Below are 17,530 nucleotides of genomic sequence, written 5' to 3'. Positions count from 1 at the left end.
TGTTAGACATGTATCCAAGCCTATCTCTTAAGTTAAGAGACTTCTACTGTCTGGTTTCGCAGGGGGCCTACTCAATTCTCGACGCGCGAGCCGTCATTCCTACTTGTTCAAATGCCCTTATGAGTTGACTTAATGTCATGCCGTGACTGGCTACATCATGTATAAAGCGTGCAGATGCAAGGTCAAGACGTTTGCCGAAATAACCAGCCATCATAGCCAAACACGCTAGCCCACATTCATTCGTTTCTGATTGTAAAATAAGAGGTGTTTTCTGCCAGGAGAATTGCATTTGTTAATTCTCATTCATAACGCGTTTGATACTTTGATTTATAGGGAAAAATATCCATGCCCAAATGCGTCGTTGCGCAGTTAATATGTCAGCATTAACTTCTACACCAGCAGGTAGTACTTGCGTATGGGTATCTGGCACAATGAGTAAGCGAAAATACCGGTTGTTTCCTGTCAGCGCCGCTGGACTAGTGCTGATATCTACAACGCTACCGGGTACTTTACCAAACCTTTCCCACGGTGATGACTCAACTCTCATCATTACCTACTGACCAATTTTTTCTTCTGGTAACGCGGATGGGGGAAGCCACATTTCAACGTATGGCTTAGCATTTTCCGGAACAAGAACCGCTGCAATTGTGCCAATATTAATTCTCTGACCTTCCAATATATTTAATGAGGCAACGATACCATCAATAGGTGCCACAATATAAGACTCAATACCAACCGAGGCATTAATAACTTGTTGCTGTAGTGTCACTAGCTGTTGATGCATATCGGTAATGGCTTGTTTCTCCCGTGCCACTGAATGGGCCAATTCATCAAGTAATTGAAGACGCTCTCCTTGCACACGAGTTATGCTAATGCGATACCTATGCAGTTGAGCAATTGAATTATGGTATTCGTTTTCACGCTCATTTTTGTCTTGTACGGTAGTGATACCCTTTTGAAGAAACTTCAAATAACTTAACATACGCTCTTTTAATCGGGTACAACGCCCTGACTCAAAGTCAATTGCTGTTTTAATAGCTGTTATCTCCTCTTCTTTAATATTGATCTTTTCATATAAGCATTGACGCTCTTTTTTTATCTCCCTATGCCGGCCAATCTCTCTTTTTTGAATTTCAACTATTTGACGTTGCGCAGCATCCACTAATGACTGATTAATCCCGCCTCCAACGTAGGCAACATCCCGCGAAAGCGTAGCGATAATATCTCCTTTTTTTACCCTCTCGCCCCGGAGTACTTCGATACGGCTTATAACTCCATCTTGATTGAAAATAACCTCAGCAGCAGAAGGGGTATAAATTATTCGACCACTTACAGGTACTCTTTGTGTATAGGTAGTAAATAATAGAAGTATACATATCAATAATACACCAAGGGCAAACCACAGGGTGGTCCTTAGTACTGACGGCGAAGAAACACTAAAATCACCTAGCCACGCGTTATTTTTGTAGTGTGAAGCCTCAGGGCGAAAAATAGAATTATCATTATTCATGATATTAACGACTGATGTACAGCATACGCCCTGACATATCAACAATCACCTGATGGCCACGCATGAACCCCATACCTAATAAACCATCAAAATCTAGTTCCTCAGACGCCACGCTAGTGGTTGCAATTGCTAAATTATTACGTTCCCTTCCTTTTTTATCCCTAAGGGTGATTTTTGCAACTCTACAGTCTGTATTGGCTGCTTTTGGCTCAATAGTATGACAACCAAAGAAACGGGTTTCACTAGGTAAATTATCGGAAAATAGGAGTGAGTGGCTGGCACCGGTATCAACAATCAAATATAAAGGTTTGCCCCCCACGTATGCTTTAATACGTAACCCCGACTCCGTTCTTTCTATTGGGTAGGATGACCATTTACTAAGATCAGAAGGTAATTTTTTCAACATTTGTAATCGATCATTTTTAAAGTCCATGAGAAAGGAACGTTCTTGGAAAATACCGAGCCCCATTACTTCATTAACAGGAATATTGTCTCCAATGGAAAATCCCCATGGTTTAAAACTGACGGCCAACACATTATTGAAAGTAATATTTGAAATACGCAATTTTTTTATTTTCCAAGCATTGACCTGGTTTTCTGAACCCGTTATATCTTTGACTCTTAGAGGAGCTTGATGAATGACTTCCAAGCTTGGATTAGCGATTAGTTGTTCCAAATTATATTGATTTATATGTAAACCCTCTCCGCTTCCAGTATCCAGAGCTAGAGTGTGATATCTATCGGCTATCTGGACGTCGACCATTGGCATACCACGTTTATCGTACCGTATTCGTATGAAATCATTATGAATGTCAGCCACACAAATGTTGAAAAAAAACATCATCAATAAGGGAAAAATCCTCATCATAATTATCTATCCAGGTTTTTCATAATTGTATTTTCGGATACTCCGCAATCGAGCAAATGCGATGCCGCCCTACTCATTATTTTTCTGACATATGGACAAAAAACAGTTTCACGGTTAAAATTATCAACTTTTGAATAACGTTGAATATGTCGACCCCCTCCACATATTTTCTGCCAGATGCAGTCACTACAAATGAGGGGTAAATTATCATTGACAGCCATATATTTCTGCATCTGCCATCAAGCAATAGTTTTCGACAAAGACAGATTTCGAACATTACCAATTGATGTAAATATAGGATCGTTGGTAGCCCTGAGTGTATCATCAACATAAAGTTCGCCCTCTGATCCGACAGTAAATGCAAGGGTATCATTTTCTGATTTACGCAATCCTAACACAGGGCTTAAATCTGAATTTAGCATGGATTGTCTATGAGTGTAGAAAAAACGTATGTATACATTACTGTCTGTATCAAAAAAAATTCATCCATTGCTGAGCAATAAAAATTCGACAAACCCTCTGGGTCCTTACAGGTATCATGCGTTTCATCTGGAATAAGAAAATCTATTTTTTTACAATGCAATACATCGACAAAATGGCGGTAAATTTCTGCTCCATTTACCAAGGAATTAGCAACACACACAATACCTGGCTCATCTATCAGTCTTCCGGCTTGCCACGCATCCTGCAACATCATCAAACCTTTCACCGTACCTTCGTAGGTGCTACGGCCCTTCCTATCCAGGCGGTGTTTATCATTGATGTGTTTAGGCCCATCGATAGAGACACCGACGCTGATATTATTATTAGAGAAAATATCGATCCACTCTTCGTCAATGAGCATGGCATTTGTTTGGCAAGCAAGTTGTAACCTGGATTTTTTGTAGTTTCCTGATAGAAAATTGTGGCAAGCACTATCGAACTTCTCCTTTCCCATCATCAGTGGTTCGCCTCCGTAAAAGTCAATTTGAATTGTTTCTATGTCGTACTCATGTGAGGCTCGCTCAAGGAATCCTGTTAAGTCTTTAATGATGTCGTGAGAAATAATAGGCTTTGAGTTTATTGATATATTGCTTCCCAAATTAAAAACATAGCAATAGGTACAATTAATGTTACATCTTTCACTGACTTTTAGGATTATTTCAAGATATTTTTTTAATCATTGAGATCGCTTTCTAATGGAAAATAGATGCAGGATGGTTTCCCGCGCTGCATCAGCATCGATTAAAATTTCTTGTCCCAGCGAGAAAAAGCATTATCCCAACCACCCGAAATGCTATCTAACATAGCTTGAGTTAGTGCTTTCTTAGCATTTTTGTTATCTGAAACAATAGTGACTGCTGCTTTGTTAAAATTATTTCTTTCATTAATTTAGACATGATTCAGCTCCATTATTTTATTCGCATCAAATTCGACACGCGACACTACTATTTATCAAAGACTGTCGTAGATAAAGTCTTTTTGTAAAATTTTGGCTTTTATTGACTGATTGTTTATATTCAATCACACGTAAAAAGTCGGCAAATGATCAGGCCCGAATTGCACTCTGAAAAAATAATAGCTACTATATGTAATAGCATTATATTAATTTGAAATAATAGCTGGCATAAAAGCTACAGAGCCTGGTGAGCGACCCATGCCGACAACAAGATGACTTCCCAACTTCACGTGGCTGACTTCTAAAGATAATCGAGTGTGACTTTATGAGATTATATGCCATAGCCAATGTGAGATAAAGTGACACTCATTGTTTAGGAAACGATTATGTCACTCACTCGTTTACGCCAGCAAGGGGCGCTGTGGTTCTCTCCATCCCCAGCGACATCACTACTAAAACCAGTGATACGGACTGGATTATCCCCCCCTCTCCTTTATGTTTTTTTGTCATCTCCGGGCATAGGGCATTTCTGCACTGGTGGTACCGAGACATTTCACCAATTATTAATTCTGAATGAACATTTCCAAAAATTGGACCCGATGATACTGGTAATTATCTTATCCCCAGCGGGAATTATTTTGAATACTGATGGCAATTTTTCGATACTGATTCGGCGGGAGATTGTATTTTTTACGGAATGCTCTGTTTAATGATTGCTGTGAGTCAAAACCAAATCGTATCGCTATGTTTATCAATGACTCGTTTGTTGTGGTAAGTGTTTCCGCGATAAGTATTAATTTTCTCTCTCTTATAAATTCTCCAAGACTCTGACCAGTTTCCGAAAAAAACAACCGCTGCAAATGCCATTTTGAGTATCCGGACTTGATAGCCACATCATCAATTTTTAGTGGCTTTTCGATGTTATTGTCTATCCAAATAATCAAGTCCATGAAAAATTCTTGTCTGTTTTTCATAACCGTAATCTCAGCGTTACTCTACCAGAAAATACGTTCTCATCTGGCTTATAGATTCAAGAGATGACACTCCCCGCTCTGCGGAAATCCTCAACAGAGACCCTACTTTTTATCATGGCGTGATGGATATACTGGCGGACAGTCCAGCCACCAATTCAACCCCCTCCGGCAATGTGTCTATATGAATCCGAACCGGGATACGCTGCGCGAGCCGCACCCAGCTAAATGTCGGCTCGACATTAGGCAGGCCAAGCTCCCCCGTATCGTCATTGTTGTCACTTATTCCACGTCCGATACTCTCCACATGACCCGTGATCACCGGCTTAAATCCCATCAGCGAAATGTGTGCAGTGTTTCCCGCGCGAATATGGCGCAACGTAGTCTCTTCAAAATAGCCAACCACCCAAAAACCATGGGCATCAATAATGGCTACTTTAGTTTCTCCCGCTGTGGCATAGTCGCCAGGGAGAAGCCGCAAATGCGTGACATAGCCTGCAACCGGAGACCGAACAGTGGCATGAAATAAGTTAAGCTCTGCAAGGTCCAGCGCAGCCAGTGCGCCGTGATAATTGGCCGCAGCGACGCTGGCTTTGCTGGCTGCTTGCTGTAAATCCTCGCTGGAAATCACCCCTTTAATCTGAGAGCGCCGCCTGGCCGCATCCTGGCGCATTAGCATCTCATGACGTTTCGCCTCAACATCTGCCTGTGCGCTGACCACTGCCAGCTTCAGCCAGTGCGGGTCGATGGAATAGAGCACATCGCCCCGATTAACCCACTGATTATCGCGGACGGCCACCTTCAGCACTGGTCCAGAGACATCCGGCGCAATTTGTACCACCTCCGCACGAACCCGGCCATCGCGAGTCCAGGGCGTTTGCGCATAATGTTTCCAAAGAATAAAAGCCAACAGCGTGGCCACCGCCACAGCGCTTAGCGTCAGCGCGTAGCGGCCCAGTAGTGAAAGTAACGATTTCATGCAAATAACCCCAGCTCGGTCAGTCCCTGCAACAGCAGGTAAAAAGTCATAATACAGATGGAAAAATCGATCATCGGGCGAAACGGCAAGCGGCGGTAACCCTTGCCGAACGAAAAAAACGACACGAGTAACAGCGTACAGGTCAGCGCGACGAGGGCAATGACCAGCAGACCGGGTACAAAAACGCCCCCAATATGGAAGTCATTAATCATCGGACGGTTCCAGTTTCTGTTCACGTAATGCGCAGTACAGATCAACCAGTCGGTTGACATACTGTCGCGATAGTTCATCTGTAGCGGTCAAGCTGCGCTCAGTCAGGGTGGCGATTCGTTGAAGTAAGGTGTCAACGTCCGTCGAGCGGGTAAGAAGAGTGAGTACTTCTGCTATTTCTTTGTTCGCATGCGCATCACATCGGCGTAATCCCATTACACACAGGCCTATACGCAGGGCGTGCAACAGAGGATTCAGCGCCCGTTCCGGTGACTGTCCGCTGCGCTGCAACCGCGGCAGTATCAACGCTGCCCGATCGATCATCAGGTTGGTCCAGTGGGTTTCGTCGGTATTCAGCACGCCTTTCACGCTGCGGTTAATATCGCGCTGGCATACATTAAGCAGCCGTTTTATCGCCGCATCTGCCTGCACGGTTTGCAGAAAGCTCATGCCGATCACCGCAAAGCCGGTCGCAAAAAATAGTGCGATAGAGGTATTTACCGCCACGGCAAAATCCCCGCTGTAGTGCGCGCCCAGCTCGCACAAAATGGGCAGCGTCAGTGTGATCCCCATCGCCATAAACGTGGTGGGCGGTCTGGCCTGGAGCGACCCGGCCAGCAGATATACCGGAGCTAAAACCGTTACCAGTACGATAAAATCACTGACTTGTGGTAGAAGGACGAAGCTGTAGATCAGGCTTATCACAACCCCCCAAAAGGAACCGATAATGTATTTCATAATGTGCGGGGCGGGCGTATCGAAGCCGCCAAACAGTGTGCAACAGACGCCAAGGATCGAAACCGCCGTGCCGCCGTCAGGCCAGGCGGAGAAAATCCACACCAGACAGCCGCTCAGAATGATGGCGAAAGCGCCCAGCGCGGTGCGGGCGGCAGTAAGAGGATCGCGGTGGAATACATACCCTTTCACGGTATTCTTTTCCGGGTGCGCAGGCGTCTGTGCCGCGTGATAAATGGCATCCGAAAGACGATAGCACTGCTGCACGAGGACAATGGCCTCTATCAGGTAGCGCATAAAACTTACCCGCAGCGCTCCTTCAAACGTCAGCTCATGTCCGGCACAGTGTTGCAGTAATTTTTCACTGCGTTTTTTGAGCTCTTCACTCTCGCGTTTAAATTTTCCTTCATCTTTACAGGCCAGCCAGACCTCTACATCACCCAGCAGAGTTTGCACATCGACAGGTATCGGCGCTATCAGCGCTAAACGGTCGCGTAACTCACAGTTAACAATGACTAATCGCGCCAGCCTGTCATGGAGCCTTTTTCTCGCTTGCCGGACCGGTACAGAGAACGCAAAATCATACGGGATATGATGGCTGATGCCCTGCAGGAACTGCAACGCCAGCGCCATATGCAGCGGCCCGGAAACCGCATCGGGTTTGCCTGCCAAAGTATCTGCGACACGCTGTCGCGCCACGAGCAGCGTCTGCGACAATTTATTGTTGAATTGGACTGAGATGCGCACGGGCAATACATAGCGATGAATAAGCGCCGCACAGAAGATACCGATCATGATTTCCTGTACCCGAGTGATAGCGATGTTAAAAATCGCCCCAGGATCGGATACCGCAGGGAAGCCAATCAGGCTCGCGGTGTAACCGGCCAGGACAAAACCATAGGCGCGGGGCGTGCGTTCCAGCAAGGACAAGTAGAGGCAGAAGGTGATCCAGCCCGTCAGTACCACGCTGCAAAATAGGGGCGTATTCACGAACGTGGGTACAATTAATACCGTCATGCCCGCACCGACCACCGTTCCCGCCAGACGATACAGACTTCTGCTCAGCGACGCTCCGACGGAGGTTTGCGAAACAATATACACGGTGATAATTGCCCAGGAAGGCCGTTCAAGGCCAATTGACAGGGCAATGTAGTATGCGAGCATCGCTGCGGCAAAACTCTTCGCGGAGTAGAGCAGAGCGCTGGCATCATTCAGCAGCGCAGGAGAAGCCATACCGCGAAGACGCGGGCATATCATGGGTGATAAATGAAAGTGACTAGCGTTGATTTTTCTCATGCCGGGAATTATTACCGGCTTGCATATCCTATTAAATACTCTATTCTGTCAAAAAATACCTAAATGTTGCCAATCCATGTTACCCCCACTCGCCAATACGCTGTTTGATCCGGACGCCACATCCTGCTCTGCAGTCGCGCGTCATCTGGATTTCGTTGATTACGCCGCAGAAGTGCCGGTGCATACGCACCGCAAAGGGCAATTGATTATTGCCCTCTATGGGGCGGTAATTTGCCGCGCCGAAAATGACATCTGGATCGTGCCGCCTGATTGCGCTGTCTGGATCCCAGGGGGGGTGCCGCACAGCGCCAAAGCAACCTGGAATGCGCATCTCAACTATCTGTTTATCGAGCCTGGCGCCGCCGCGCTGCCGGAGCGATGCTGCACTTTGGCCATTTCCGGTCTGATCAAAGAACTCGTTGCCCGTTTAACCCGCGAGGACATCGAATACCCTCCGGAAAGCCATCTCGCCAGACTGACCAGAGTGACACTTGATGAATTAGCTACCATGCCGCAGCAGAAACTGAGCCTCCCGGTGTCGTCGCATCCTAAAATCCGCGCCATGGCCGATGCGCTGGTCAGTCAACCTGACGATCGAAGCACTTTCAAAGCGTGGGCAAAAAGGCTGGCACTCAGTGAGCGTTCTCTCGCGCGTTTGATGCTGCGCGAAACCGGGTTGACGTTCGGACGCTGGCGTCAGCAACTTCAACTGATTATCGCGCTTCGGGAACTGGCTAGCGGCGTGTCGGTACAGAATGTGGCGGCAAATCTCGGGTATGAATCGGTTAATGCGTTTATCACCATGTTCAAAAAAACAATGGGCAGTACGCCCGCGCACTATTTTGCCGAACGGAAAATAAGCTCACACTAAACTGATACGTATCAGCATCAGATTATTCAATAACAGAGTGTTGAGCGCCAGGGGAAAAGTGGGCAAGCCTCGTAATTTCAGAGAACGAATACATTCCCACACGTCTATTAATCAGCATCATCAGGCCTGTAATCACATCAGAGATTGCTTTTGTTCGCTATAATGACCCTTCGCCCATCGATAAACCTCTTGATTCTGGTTCAATGATATTATATAGATAATATTGATAACTTTGTTTGATAAGTTTCGCGCTTGGATTTACTGCAGTAAAACTTGAGTAAGAGGTTACTATGACCGAATTACCAACACAGCGGGATTGGGTATATCGAGCCCCAGAAACGCGAAAAATTGAAAGGATAGAAGCATATTTTTCAAACCATGGCTACGATCCTCACCGGCATGATACCTATGCTATTGGGCGAACGTTGTAATTTTCCCCATCTGAACCATCGCAATCATTTTTATCCTTGGACTTAATTAATACTCATAACGAAATCATAGGTCATAAATACTGCAACAATGACAAGCATAACCCCCATAATTTTGTTAATGAGATTAAGCCATGCATCATTTTTTATTTTTTTTCCTATTATTGTACCAAAAAATGAATATAACCCTGGAGCAACAGCGCCACCGAAGGATATTAACATTGAAACCAAAAATATCATTGAGCCGGTAATATGCGCTGCGGGGTACATAACGGTAGTGACCGGCAGAACGACGAGCATTCCTTTCGGGTTTAGCGCTTGAATAAAAAAGCCATTCCAGAAAGTAAGTGTTTTATGCGCATCAGGCTCGCCGCTCACGCTATCAATCTGAATAGTGGAAGCCAACATCTTGAATGCGAGATAAAAAGTATATAAAGAACCCATTAAGGAAATGTATGGCAAGTATCTATGGGAAATGACCGCTTCGCCGGCGAAACCCAAAATAATGAATAAGGTAAACATGGCACAACCTACGCCAATAAAAAAACCAAACGTTTTTTTGAACTGCCCGGTTAATCCTGCATTCATTCCCATAAAGTTAACCGGCCCTGGGCTATACATCACGCCCAGTGTATAAAGAAAGATTTCCATTTTTACCTCACGTATTAAGTTAAACATAATTTACTGTTGCTACGAAATAGTCAGCCACAGTGTGAATAGCGATATTTGAGAGGTTGTTAAGCAAGACTTGCCACCGTTAAATATAAAAAAGCCATCTAGGGAAACATCGAGAAACTCTATCAAGTGCCAGCGTTAATCCTTCACTGCGGTGATTGCGTCCTATCATAAACGCAAAATCAGAATTATTGCGCTTTTTATCTTATACATTAGGGCCAGCCCGAGACTCCCAGGACCGATTAGCGCCATTTGGGGTTTTTATCTTTAGATTCATTGGGAAAAAAAATCCTCCGCGAAACTGAAATAAACTTCCGATCGATAGCCGCATCAATAGTGAAAGACGCTCATCAGTGACCATTCTAATAATCTATTTTTACTCTGTATTGTATGTTTGTGCAGAATTGAGCCCTTGTTAATCTCATCTGCCATAAATTGCCGATGATTTCCTGGACCTTAAAGCCTGCTATTCAGCGATGAAAGGGGTCAGGGGCTTAGGTCAGAAAAAAGTCTGTTAGGCGCATCGCCATGCGCCTGGTGAGTTCTGTTTACTTCCCGGACCTTGCTACGCAGACGATATCCACATCACCAGGGTTATTATTGACACCAACATCATGGGCGTGGCCAACACCTGTGCGGCAATCATGATCCGTGATAATCTGACGACAGCGGCGGCTACCCGCAGTTGCGTAGGAAAGCCCATCACAGTTCAACCGGGAATTCAGACGGACTTTTGGACGACGCCCCGGAAAGGAGGCTTGAGAAATGAAACTAGCCTTCGCTTTGCTGCCGGTAGCTTAAGCCGTGTGATCTCGTCAATGCCTTCGACGGCAAGCCGGCAGGTTCCGCGGAGGACAACATAGCATTTGATCTGCTGCGCATGTCCGCGAAATCCTATCGCCCAGCCGCCGCCGGTACGCACTCCCGCCGATACCACATGACGGGGGCGCAGAAGCGTCAGTAACTCGGATAGTGGGTCCATAGGCCTGTTTAGGACGTTCAATAAAATATTACGGACTATATAGCATGGATCGTCCGGGTGTGTCGCTTTATCATTTTCTGCACGTCACTGGATTTAACGGAGAACACTGATGCGCGTATTCATGGATAGCGGTGAATAGATCGCCGCGAAGGGCAATCGCCCGCTGTCCGCGGCCACGAAGGGTTGCGCAGACGTCCTCGAGATGCGCGGCACGATCGATTAACGCCAGAAGCGCCATCGGCGGCGGCCCGCAGAGATAGACATCCACATTCCCGTCATTTAACATTGCATCGTCTATATGCTGGGTGACATAGCCTTTTCTTTCGGCGGTCGAGCGCGTATCCGCAACGCACACGCGGTAGCCGAAGTGCGGGATTTGCCGCGCCGACTCCCGCAGATAAAAACTGCCCTGGGGGCCGGTGAGCGTCAGGCTATGGCCCGATTTCCGCCAGTTGGCTTTCGTGGGCCAGAAACACCCAACCGCCCTCGAAAATATATTTCATCTCCAGTTCAAATAAATCCGGGTCGGTGAAAATACCGCGATGGCACTTATATATTCCCGCGTCTTTATCGATAATCAAGGCGTTATCTATTTTTGCTTTAAGCGTGCGAGGATGCAGCGAGGGAATTTCGCTCATATCGACGTCCTCTTGGAAATAATTTTTAATCGGATTATCTGGCCATTACTCTAACGCACGCGCGCGTTTTATTCTCTTCTCTTCCATGGCGATATCCGTTGCCGCCAATTGAAAATCAAATTTGATTTCAGTATGGGGAGATGGCATATCCCGGTCATGGGCGATATTTTTATCGGTCACCTTGACAGGGTCGGCAATCAGCTCTTCCCGCGTGGCGAATGCGAAGTCATCCCACAAATAGGCATCGCCATTGAGGTTGATCTGGGTGGTAAGGTGTTTATGCCCCGGAGCAGAGATAAAGAAATGAATATGCGCCGGACGGTTGCCGTGACGCCCCAGTTGATTGAGCAGCGCCTGGGTCGGCCCCTCGGGCGGACAGCCATAGCCGGAAGGCAGAATGCTGCGTACCGCGTAGCATCCATCCGCCCCGGTTTCGATACGGCGGCGCAGGTTATAATCGCTTTGCGACCGATCAAAGAAGGAGTAGTTGCCAAGGGTATTGGCATGCCAGATATCCACAATCGCGCCGGCCAGGGGCTTGCCCTGTTGATCGGTCACCCGGCCGAATAACCACATGGGTTCCCCTGATTCCCGTCCATCATCCATACGGGTATAGCCTTTGCTTAGCGGCGCGTTCGCCACGTATAACGGCCCTTCAATGGTCCGCGGCGTACCACCGGCCTGGCCCGCGGCTTGCTCCTTGGCGTCGCTACGCATATCCAGAAAATGCTCCAGACCCAGCCCCGCGGCCAGCAGCGCCGACTCTTTGCTTTCGCCCAGCACGTTCAGGTAGTTGACGGCGGTCCAGAACTCTTCGTCGCTGATGTCAAACTCTTCAATCAGATGGCAAAAATCCGACATCATGCGCTGCATGATTTTTTTAAACCGGGGATTGCCTTGCGAGGCATTCAGGCCACAGCTGACGGCAAGAAAGGCGCGGTACGCTTCGGTATTCGTGATGTTCTCTGACATAGTCATTTCCTCATTGTAGGGTAAGGAGATCATTATTTATCGTCTTCGTGAATGGACGAAGGATGTCGGCATAACGGCTCAACAGAGATTGTCATAAATGGATACAACGGTAACGCGGTTAATATTTCATGCAGCTCAGTATTATCTTTAACATCAAAAATACTGACGTTTTCATATTTGCCCGCAATCCGCCAGATGTGACGCCATTTCCCTTCACGCTGTAATTGCTGTGAATAGGCTTTCTCGCGGGCCTTTATTTTCTCGACCTCGTTTTTATCAAGGTTGTGGGGGATATCAATTTTCATTTCGACTTTAAATAACATAGTGGCCTCGCTAGTGACGCGCATAATGCGAAAGTTTGTCCTCGTCGACATCGATACCCAAACCGGGACCGGACGGCAACGCCACGCCGCCCTGGCTGAAATCCAGCGGATGCGTGAGAATGTCATCTTTCAACAGTAAGGGGCCGAACATCTCGGTGCCCTCGCTCAGATGCAGCGTGGACCAGGCGTGCAGTGACGCGACCGTGCCGATGGACCCTTCCAGCAGGGTGCCGCCATAGAGCCCGATACCCGCCGCGCTGGCGACCTGAGCCAGTTTCAGCGCCTGCGCCGGGCCTCCTGCTTTGGCGATTTTAAGCGCATAGGCTCCGGTAAACCCGCCGTTTGCCAAGGCAAAACCCGATTGACTGTCCGTCACCGCCTCGTCCGCGAGGATAGTGGCGGTAAAACGCCGGCTGAGATCGATAAGGTTGCGCAGGTCATGCCGTTGCAGTGGTTGTTCAATCATGTGGATGCCTCCCGCTTGCAACTCCGGGATCGCGCTCAATGCCGTGACCATATCCCATGCCTGGTTGACATCCACATGGACGGCCACATCGGCGCCCAACGCCGCCTTGATGCTAAGGGCGTGTTTGAGGTCGGTATTCAGCGCGTTGGCACCGATTTTCAGCTTGAAGCGCTGGTGGCGTCCCTCGGCTATCAGCCGGAGGCCTTCATCGATATCGCGGTCCGTGTCGCCACTGGCCAGCGTCCACAGCACGGGCAGGCGTACCTGCCTCGCTCCGCCAAGCAGGGTGCTGACAGAGACATGGTTGGCTTTGCCCAATGCATCAAGGAATGCGGTCTCCAGTGCTGATTTGGCGAAACTATTGTCGCGCACGCCGGCATTCATCGCCGCCGCCAGCGGTTCGACGCCGGACAGCGGATGTCCGATGATCAAAGGCGCCAGGTAGCGATCGATGGTGACTTTGATCGATTCCGGGCTTTCCGCGCCATAACTCAGCCCGCCGATAGTGGTCGCCTCCCCCCATCCGGTGATACCGTCCTCACAGCGCATCTTGACAATCACCAGCGTTTGGCAGCCCATCGTTACCATCGCGAGTTTATGCGGTCGTATGGTGGGAATATCGACCAGCCAGCTGTCGATGCGATCAATGGTGAGCGCCATGTGTTTCTCCTCTGAGCAAAAAATTCAGCGTCTGCCGGGTAAACTCCCTTGCACAGGCGATATTGGCAAGATGGGATGCCGGTAACACGCAAAGCGCCGCATCCGCTACGGTGTCCACCACCTGTTGCGCGTCGGCGATCGTGGTGACCGGGTCCTCCTGCCCGGCAATCATCAGCACCGGCCGGGAGATGTCCGCCGCGTCGGCGCGCAGATCGGCCCGCGCCAGTACCTCGCAGCAGGCGGCATAACCGGTCGGGGATAACGTTGCCAACCCCTCCAGCATGTTTGCGACCACGCCGGGTTTATGCCGGATATAGTCCTCGGTGAACCAGCGTTGTGCCGATGTCGCCACCACCGGGGATAATCCTTCGGCTCTGACCCTGCGCGCGCGCGTCAGCCATGCCTCTTGATTGCCGATGCGCAATGCCGTGTTGGCCAGTACAAATTGACTGAAACGCTGCGGATAGCGCAGATTCAGCCACAAGCCGGTCAATCCTCCCAGGGAAACGCCGCAAAAACTGGCGCACGGGATATTGAGATGATCCAGCAGGTCCACGACGTCCTGCCCCAGCAGCGCCAGGTTCATCTCCCGCGCCGGCAACGGACTGTTGCCGTGCCCCCGCGTGTTGTAGCGCAGTACGCGAAACCGCTTGATAAAACTTGAAAACTGCGCGTCCCACAGGGTCCAGGTGGTGCCCAGTGAGTTCGACAGCACCAGCACGGGGGCGCTGACAGGACCGTCAATCCGATATTCTAAATCCATCGCCATACCTCATACCCGCTCCAGAATCAGGGCTATACCCTGCCCCACGCCGATACACATAGTGCAGAGCGCCAGCCTGCCGCCGGATTTGTTGAGCTGGTGGCAGGCATTCAGCACCAGTCGCGCGCCGGAGGCACCCAACGGATGCCCGAGGGCAATGGCGCCCCCGTTGGGGTTAATCCATGGGGCATCATCAGGCAAGCCCAGGGCACGGGTGACGCTCAGCACCTGCGCCGCGAAAGCTTCATTCAACTCGATCACATCCATACTCTGTAGCCTAAGGCCGGTCAACGCCAGCACCCGATTTACCGCGCCCACCGGACCAAACCCCATCAATCCCGGCGCCACGCCGCTGACAGCGCTGGCGATAATACGCGCCATCGGCTGAATATCATGGGTGGACAGCGCGCGCTCGCCGGCCACCAGCATGGCGCAAGCGCCGTCATTCAACCCGGACGCATTCCCGGCGGTGACAGTACCCGTCGCATGCACCACCGGTTTGAGACGCGCCAGCGCTTCGGCGGTCGTCGCACGGGGATGCTCATCCCGCGTAAACAGGGTTAACGGCTGGTTTTTTTTCGCCGGCGGCGCCACGGCGATAATCTGCGGCGTATAGAAACCGGCTTCCCAGGCCGCTGCGGTCCGTTGCTGACTGCGCAGCGCATAGGCGTCCTGGTCTTCTCGGCTAATGGCGAATTTATCGGCCAGATTTTCCGCCGTCTGCGGCATTGACTCCACGCCATACCGCGCCCGCATCTGCGGATTGATAAAACGCCAGCCCATGGTGGTATCTTCAATATGCATTGTCCGGCTGAAAGCCTCTTCGGCTTTACCCATGACGTAAGGGGCACGGGACATGCTTTCCACGCCACCGGCGATAATCAGCTCGTTTTCACCGCTTTTGATTGCCCGCGCCGCGGTGGCCACCGCATCAAGGCTGGAGCCGCACAACCGGTTCAGCGTACATCCCGGCACCGATGTCGGCAGGCCCGCCAGCAAAGACGCCATCCGGGCTACGTTGCGGTTGTCCTCGCCGGCCTGATTCGCGCAACCTAGCAGCACATCGTCGATGGCTGACGGATCGAGTCCCGGATGGCGCTGTAACAACTCGCGCAACGGTATCGCCGCCAGGTCATCCGAGCGAATCCCCGACAGGCTGCCATTCAAACGACCGAACGGGGTCCTGACGCCGCCACAAATAAAGGCTTCAGACATAGTCGGCCTCCGGTTGGGACAACGCAAACTGGAGTGGAATCGGTGTGACCTGTTGCAGATAATCCACCGTTACATCGCCGAACAATTCCCGCACGACCACGCCGGCGGGGGTGATGTCCATGACCGCCATATCGGTGTAGATGCGTGAAATACAGGCGATGCCGGTCAGTGGATAGGCGCATTCCTCGACTAACTTGCACTGGCCTTTTTTGGTCAGATGATCGGTCATGACATACACCTTGCGCGCGCCAATCGCCAAATCCATGGCGCCCCCCACTGCCGGGATCGCATCGGCCGCGCCCGTACTCCAGTTCGCCAGATCCCCTTTTCGCGACACCTGATAGGCGCCCAGCACGCAGATATCCAGATGACCGCCGCGCATCATGGCGAAAGAGTCGCCATGATGAAAGAAGCATCCCCCGGGCAGTAACGTAACCGGCTGTTTCCCCGCGTTGATCAGTTCCGGATCGATGGCATTCTCGGCCGGGGATGGCCCCATACCCAGGATGCCGTTTTCGCTGTGCAGAAAAATGTCTTTGTCCGCCGGAAGGTAGTTTGCAATTAAGGTCGGCAGGCCAATGCCCAGATTGACGTAAGCGCCCTCCGGGATATCTTGCGCGATGCGCTGAGCGAGTTGCTGGTGGTTGAGTGTTTTCATTCAAGCGTCCTGGGCGATTAAGCGGGTCTGAACAGCCGGTACATGCACCACGCGCTTAACATAAATTCCCGGCGTGATAACCGCCTCGGGATCCAGCGCGCCGAGAGGAACCATCTCGCTGACTTCAGCAATGGTGCAGCGGCTGGCGGCCGCCATGATAGGGCCAAAATTGCGCCCGGTTTTGTTGAAGGTCAGGTTGCCCCAGCGATCGGCCCGCTGCGCTTTAATCAAGGAAAAATGGGCGGACAGGGGGAGTTCAAGCACATAGTGCCGCCCATTAATCAGCCGTGTCTCCTTACCTTCCGCGAGCCGGGTGCCATAGGCGGTGGGCGTGAAAATGGCGCCCAATCCGGCGCCGGCCGCCTGGATACGGGCCACCAAATTGCCCTGGGGCACCAGTTCAAGCTCAATCTTTTTTTGACGATAAAGTTCGTCAAACACCCATGAATCAGCCTGGCGGGGAAAAGAACAGATCATTCTTTTCACGCAGCCCGCTTTCAGCAACGCCGCCAATCCGTAATCACCGTTGCCCGCATTGTTGCTGATCAAAGTCAGCCCGCGCGCGTTACGCCGGATTAACGCATCAATCAGTCCAGTCGGTTGCCCGGCGGGGCCGAACCCGCCCACCATGATGACGGCTTCGTCCTGAATGTCGGACAGTGCCTCATCGGCGCTGTCCATCTCTTTGTTGACCATTTTTTCCTCGCTTCGTTGATACGGCTTAAGTTCAACTTATGCGAGGTGAAAAAGACCAGCAAGTGCGAATAACAAAGTTTTGTGCGATTATCGAAACATTTAACAATTATGTATCTATTCTGTGAGGAAAGTAGTAAAACGTCGCGACGACGGGCTCTGCGCATAAAAAGCACGCATTGAGGAAAAACAGGAAATCAGCGCGCCTACAGGCTGGCCATGGGATTAACGTGGTGACG

21 protein-coding genes and 1 pseudogene are annotated in these 17,530 nt (G+C 50.0%); 2 read left to right on the top strand and 20 right to left on the bottom strand.

Going from position 1 to position 17,530, the window contains the following annotated elements:
* Positions 1 to 67: 67 nt before the first annotated feature.
* The 9 genes from FCN80_RS27390 to FCN80_RS05630 form a co-directional block, all read right to left on the bottom strand.
* Complete coding sequence (locus tag FCN80_RS27390) at positions 68 to 289, bottom strand: cysteine peptidase family C39 domain-containing protein (RefSeq protein WP_136988913.1); 222 nt, start codon at positions 287 to 289, stop codon at positions 68 to 70.
* 264 nt (positions 290 to 553) lie between these two features.
* Positions 554 to 1,510: an HlyD family secretion protein gene (locus tag FCN80_RS05665; protein WP_136988912.1), complete on the bottom strand. Its 957-nt coding sequence runs from the start codon at positions 1,508 to 1,510 to the stop codon at positions 554 to 556.
* A gap of 4 nt (positions 1,511 to 1,514) precedes the next feature.
* Positions 1,515 to 2,378, bottom strand: a complete 864-nt coding sequence (locus FCN80_RS05660) for a pepsin/retropepsin-like aspartic protease family protein (protein WP_230492509.1) — start codon at positions 2,376 to 2,378, stop codon at positions 1,515 to 1,517.
* 415 nt (positions 2,379 to 2,793) lie between these two features.
* Entirely contained in the window at positions 2,794 to 3,516 is a 723-nt protein-coding gene (locus FCN80_RS26705) for a radical SAM protein (RefSeq protein ID WP_306767842.1), read from the bottom strand.
* 86 nt (positions 3,517 to 3,602) lie between these two features.
* Complete coding sequence (xyeA, locus tag FCN80_RS27385) at positions 3,603 to 3,749, bottom strand: XyeA family cyclophane-containing RiPP triceptide (RefSeq protein ID WP_136988932.1); 147 nt, start codon at positions 3,747 to 3,749, stop codon at positions 3,603 to 3,605.
* A gap of 624 nt (positions 3,750 to 4,373) precedes the next feature.
* Positions 4,374 to 4,730 carry a helix-turn-helix domain-containing protein gene (locus tag FCN80_RS05645; RefSeq protein ID WP_136988910.1) on the bottom strand — a complete coding sequence of 119 codons (357 nt, stop codon included), beginning with the start codon at positions 4,728 to 4,730 and terminating at the stop codon, positions 4,374 to 4,376.
* A gap of 112 nt (positions 4,731 to 4,842) precedes the next feature.
* Positions 4,843 to 5,706, bottom strand: a complete 864-nt coding sequence (locus FCN80_RS05640) for an HlyD family secretion protein (protein ID WP_136988909.1) — start codon at positions 5,704 to 5,706, stop codon at positions 4,843 to 4,845.
* Positions 5,703 to 5,918 carry a DUF1656 domain-containing protein gene (locus FCN80_RS05635; protein WP_136988908.1) on the bottom strand — a complete coding sequence of 72 codons (216 nt, stop codon included), beginning with the start codon at positions 5,916 to 5,918 and terminating at the stop codon, positions 5,703 to 5,705. Before FCN80_RS05635 ends, FCN80_RS05640 begins: the two co-directional genes overlap by 4 nt.
* The gene (locus FCN80_RS05630) at positions 5,911 to 7,947 is read right to left on the bottom strand and encodes an FUSC family protein (protein WP_136988907.1); all 2,037 of its coding nucleotides are present in this window, start codon (positions 7,945 to 7,947) and stop codon (positions 5,911 to 5,913) included. Before FCN80_RS05630 ends, FCN80_RS05635 begins: the two co-directional genes overlap by 8 nt.
* 76 nt (positions 7,948 to 8,023) lie before the next feature.
* Between FCN80_RS05630 and FCN80_RS05625 the strand changes: the two genes are divergently transcribed.
* Both FCN80_RS05625 and FCN80_RS27380 read left to right on the top strand, forming a co-directional pair.
* Entirely contained in the window at positions 8,024 to 8,818 is a 795-nt protein-coding gene (locus FCN80_RS05625) for an AraC family transcriptional regulator (RefSeq protein WP_136988906.1), read from the top strand.
* 290 nt (positions 8,819 to 9,108) lie between these two features.
* Positions 9,109 to 9,249, top strand: a complete 141-nt coding sequence (locus FCN80_RS27380) for an AraC family ligand binding domain-containing protein (protein ID WP_373880319.1) — start codon at positions 9,109 to 9,111, stop codon at positions 9,247 to 9,249.
* A gap of 42 nt (positions 9,250 to 9,291) precedes the next feature.
* Here FCN80_RS27380 and FCN80_RS05615 read toward each other — a convergent pair whose 3' ends face one another.
* From FCN80_RS05615 to FCN80_RS05560, 11 genes and pseudogenes are all read right to left on the bottom strand, one after another.
* Positions 9,292 to 9,897 (bottom strand): LysE family translocator, encoded by a 606-nt coding sequence (locus FCN80_RS05615; RefSeq protein ID WP_136988905.1) that lies wholly within the window; start codon positions 9,895 to 9,897, stop codon positions 9,292 to 9,294.
* Positions 9,898 to 10,642: 745 nt separating this feature from the next.
* Positions 10,643 to 10,903, bottom strand: a complete 261-nt coding sequence (locus tag FCN80_RS27375; protein ID WP_136988904.1) for a cupin domain-containing protein — start codon at positions 10,901 to 10,903, stop codon at positions 10,643 to 10,645.
* Between the two features lie 70 nt (positions 10,904 to 10,973).
* Positions 10,974 to 11,258 carry a ferredoxin reductase domain-containing protein gene (locus FCN80_RS05600; protein WP_230492507.1) on the bottom strand — a complete coding sequence of 95 codons (285 nt, stop codon included), beginning with the start codon at positions 11,256 to 11,258 and terminating at the stop codon, positions 10,974 to 10,976.
* An 88-nt stretch (positions 11,259 to 11,346) separates the two neighbouring features.
* Positions 11,347 to 11,541 (bottom strand): annotated as a pseudogene (locus FCN80_RS05595) (benzoate 1,2-dioxygenase large subunit); the annotation flags it as partial.
* 45 nt (positions 11,542 to 11,586) lie between these two features.
* A complete protein-coding gene (catA, locus tag FCN80_RS05590; protein WP_230492505.1) occupies positions 11,587 to 12,513 on the bottom strand; it encodes a catechol 1,2-dioxygenase in 927 nt (308 codons plus the stop codon).
* A 32-nt stretch (positions 12,514 to 12,545) separates the two neighbouring features.
* Complete coding sequence (gene catC / locus FCN80_RS05585) at positions 12,546 to 12,836, bottom strand: muconolactone Delta-isomerase (RefSeq protein ID WP_136988902.1); 291 nt, start codon at positions 12,834 to 12,836, stop codon at positions 12,546 to 12,548.
* 10 nt (positions 12,837 to 12,846) lie between these two features.
* On the bottom strand, positions 12,847 to 13,962 hold the full coding sequence (locus FCN80_RS05580) for a muconate cycloisomerase family protein (RefSeq protein WP_136988901.1): 1,116 nt from the start codon (positions 13,960 to 13,962) through the stop codon (positions 12,847 to 12,849).
* Complete coding sequence (locus FCN80_RS05575) at positions 13,946 to 14,725, bottom strand: alpha/beta fold hydrolase (protein ID WP_170975323.1); 780 nt, start codon at positions 14,723 to 14,725, stop codon at positions 13,946 to 13,948. The genes FCN80_RS05580 and FCN80_RS05575 overlap by 17 nt, the downstream gene beginning before the upstream one ends.
* Before the next feature lie 9 nt (positions 14,726 to 14,734).
* Positions 14,735 to 15,940, bottom strand: a complete 1,206-nt coding sequence (gene pcaF / locus FCN80_RS05570) for a 3-oxoadipyl-CoA thiolase (protein WP_136988899.1) — start codon at positions 15,938 to 15,940, stop codon at positions 14,735 to 14,737.
* The gene (locus FCN80_RS05565) at positions 15,933 to 16,598 is read right to left on the bottom strand and encodes a 3-oxoacid CoA-transferase subunit B (RefSeq protein ID WP_136988898.1); all 666 of its coding nucleotides are present in this window, start codon (positions 16,596 to 16,598) and stop codon (positions 15,933 to 15,935) included. The genes pcaF and FCN80_RS05565 overlap by 8 nt, the downstream gene beginning before the upstream one ends.
* Positions 16,599 to 17,294 (bottom strand): 3-oxoacid CoA-transferase subunit A, encoded by a 696-nt coding sequence (locus FCN80_RS05560; protein WP_136988897.1) that lies wholly within the window; start codon positions 17,292 to 17,294, stop codon positions 16,599 to 16,601.
* Positions 17,295 to 17,530 lie beyond the last annotated feature (236 nt).

The organism is Martelella alba (assembly GCF_005217455.1).
In the GTDB taxonomy this organism is placed as follows: Bacteria; Pseudomonadota; Gammaproteobacteria; order Enterobacterales; family Enterobacteriaceae; genus Acerihabitans.
The sequence above is the reverse complement of the archived record's forward strand: the minus strand, read 5'-3'. Positions and strand labels throughout refer to the sequence as shown.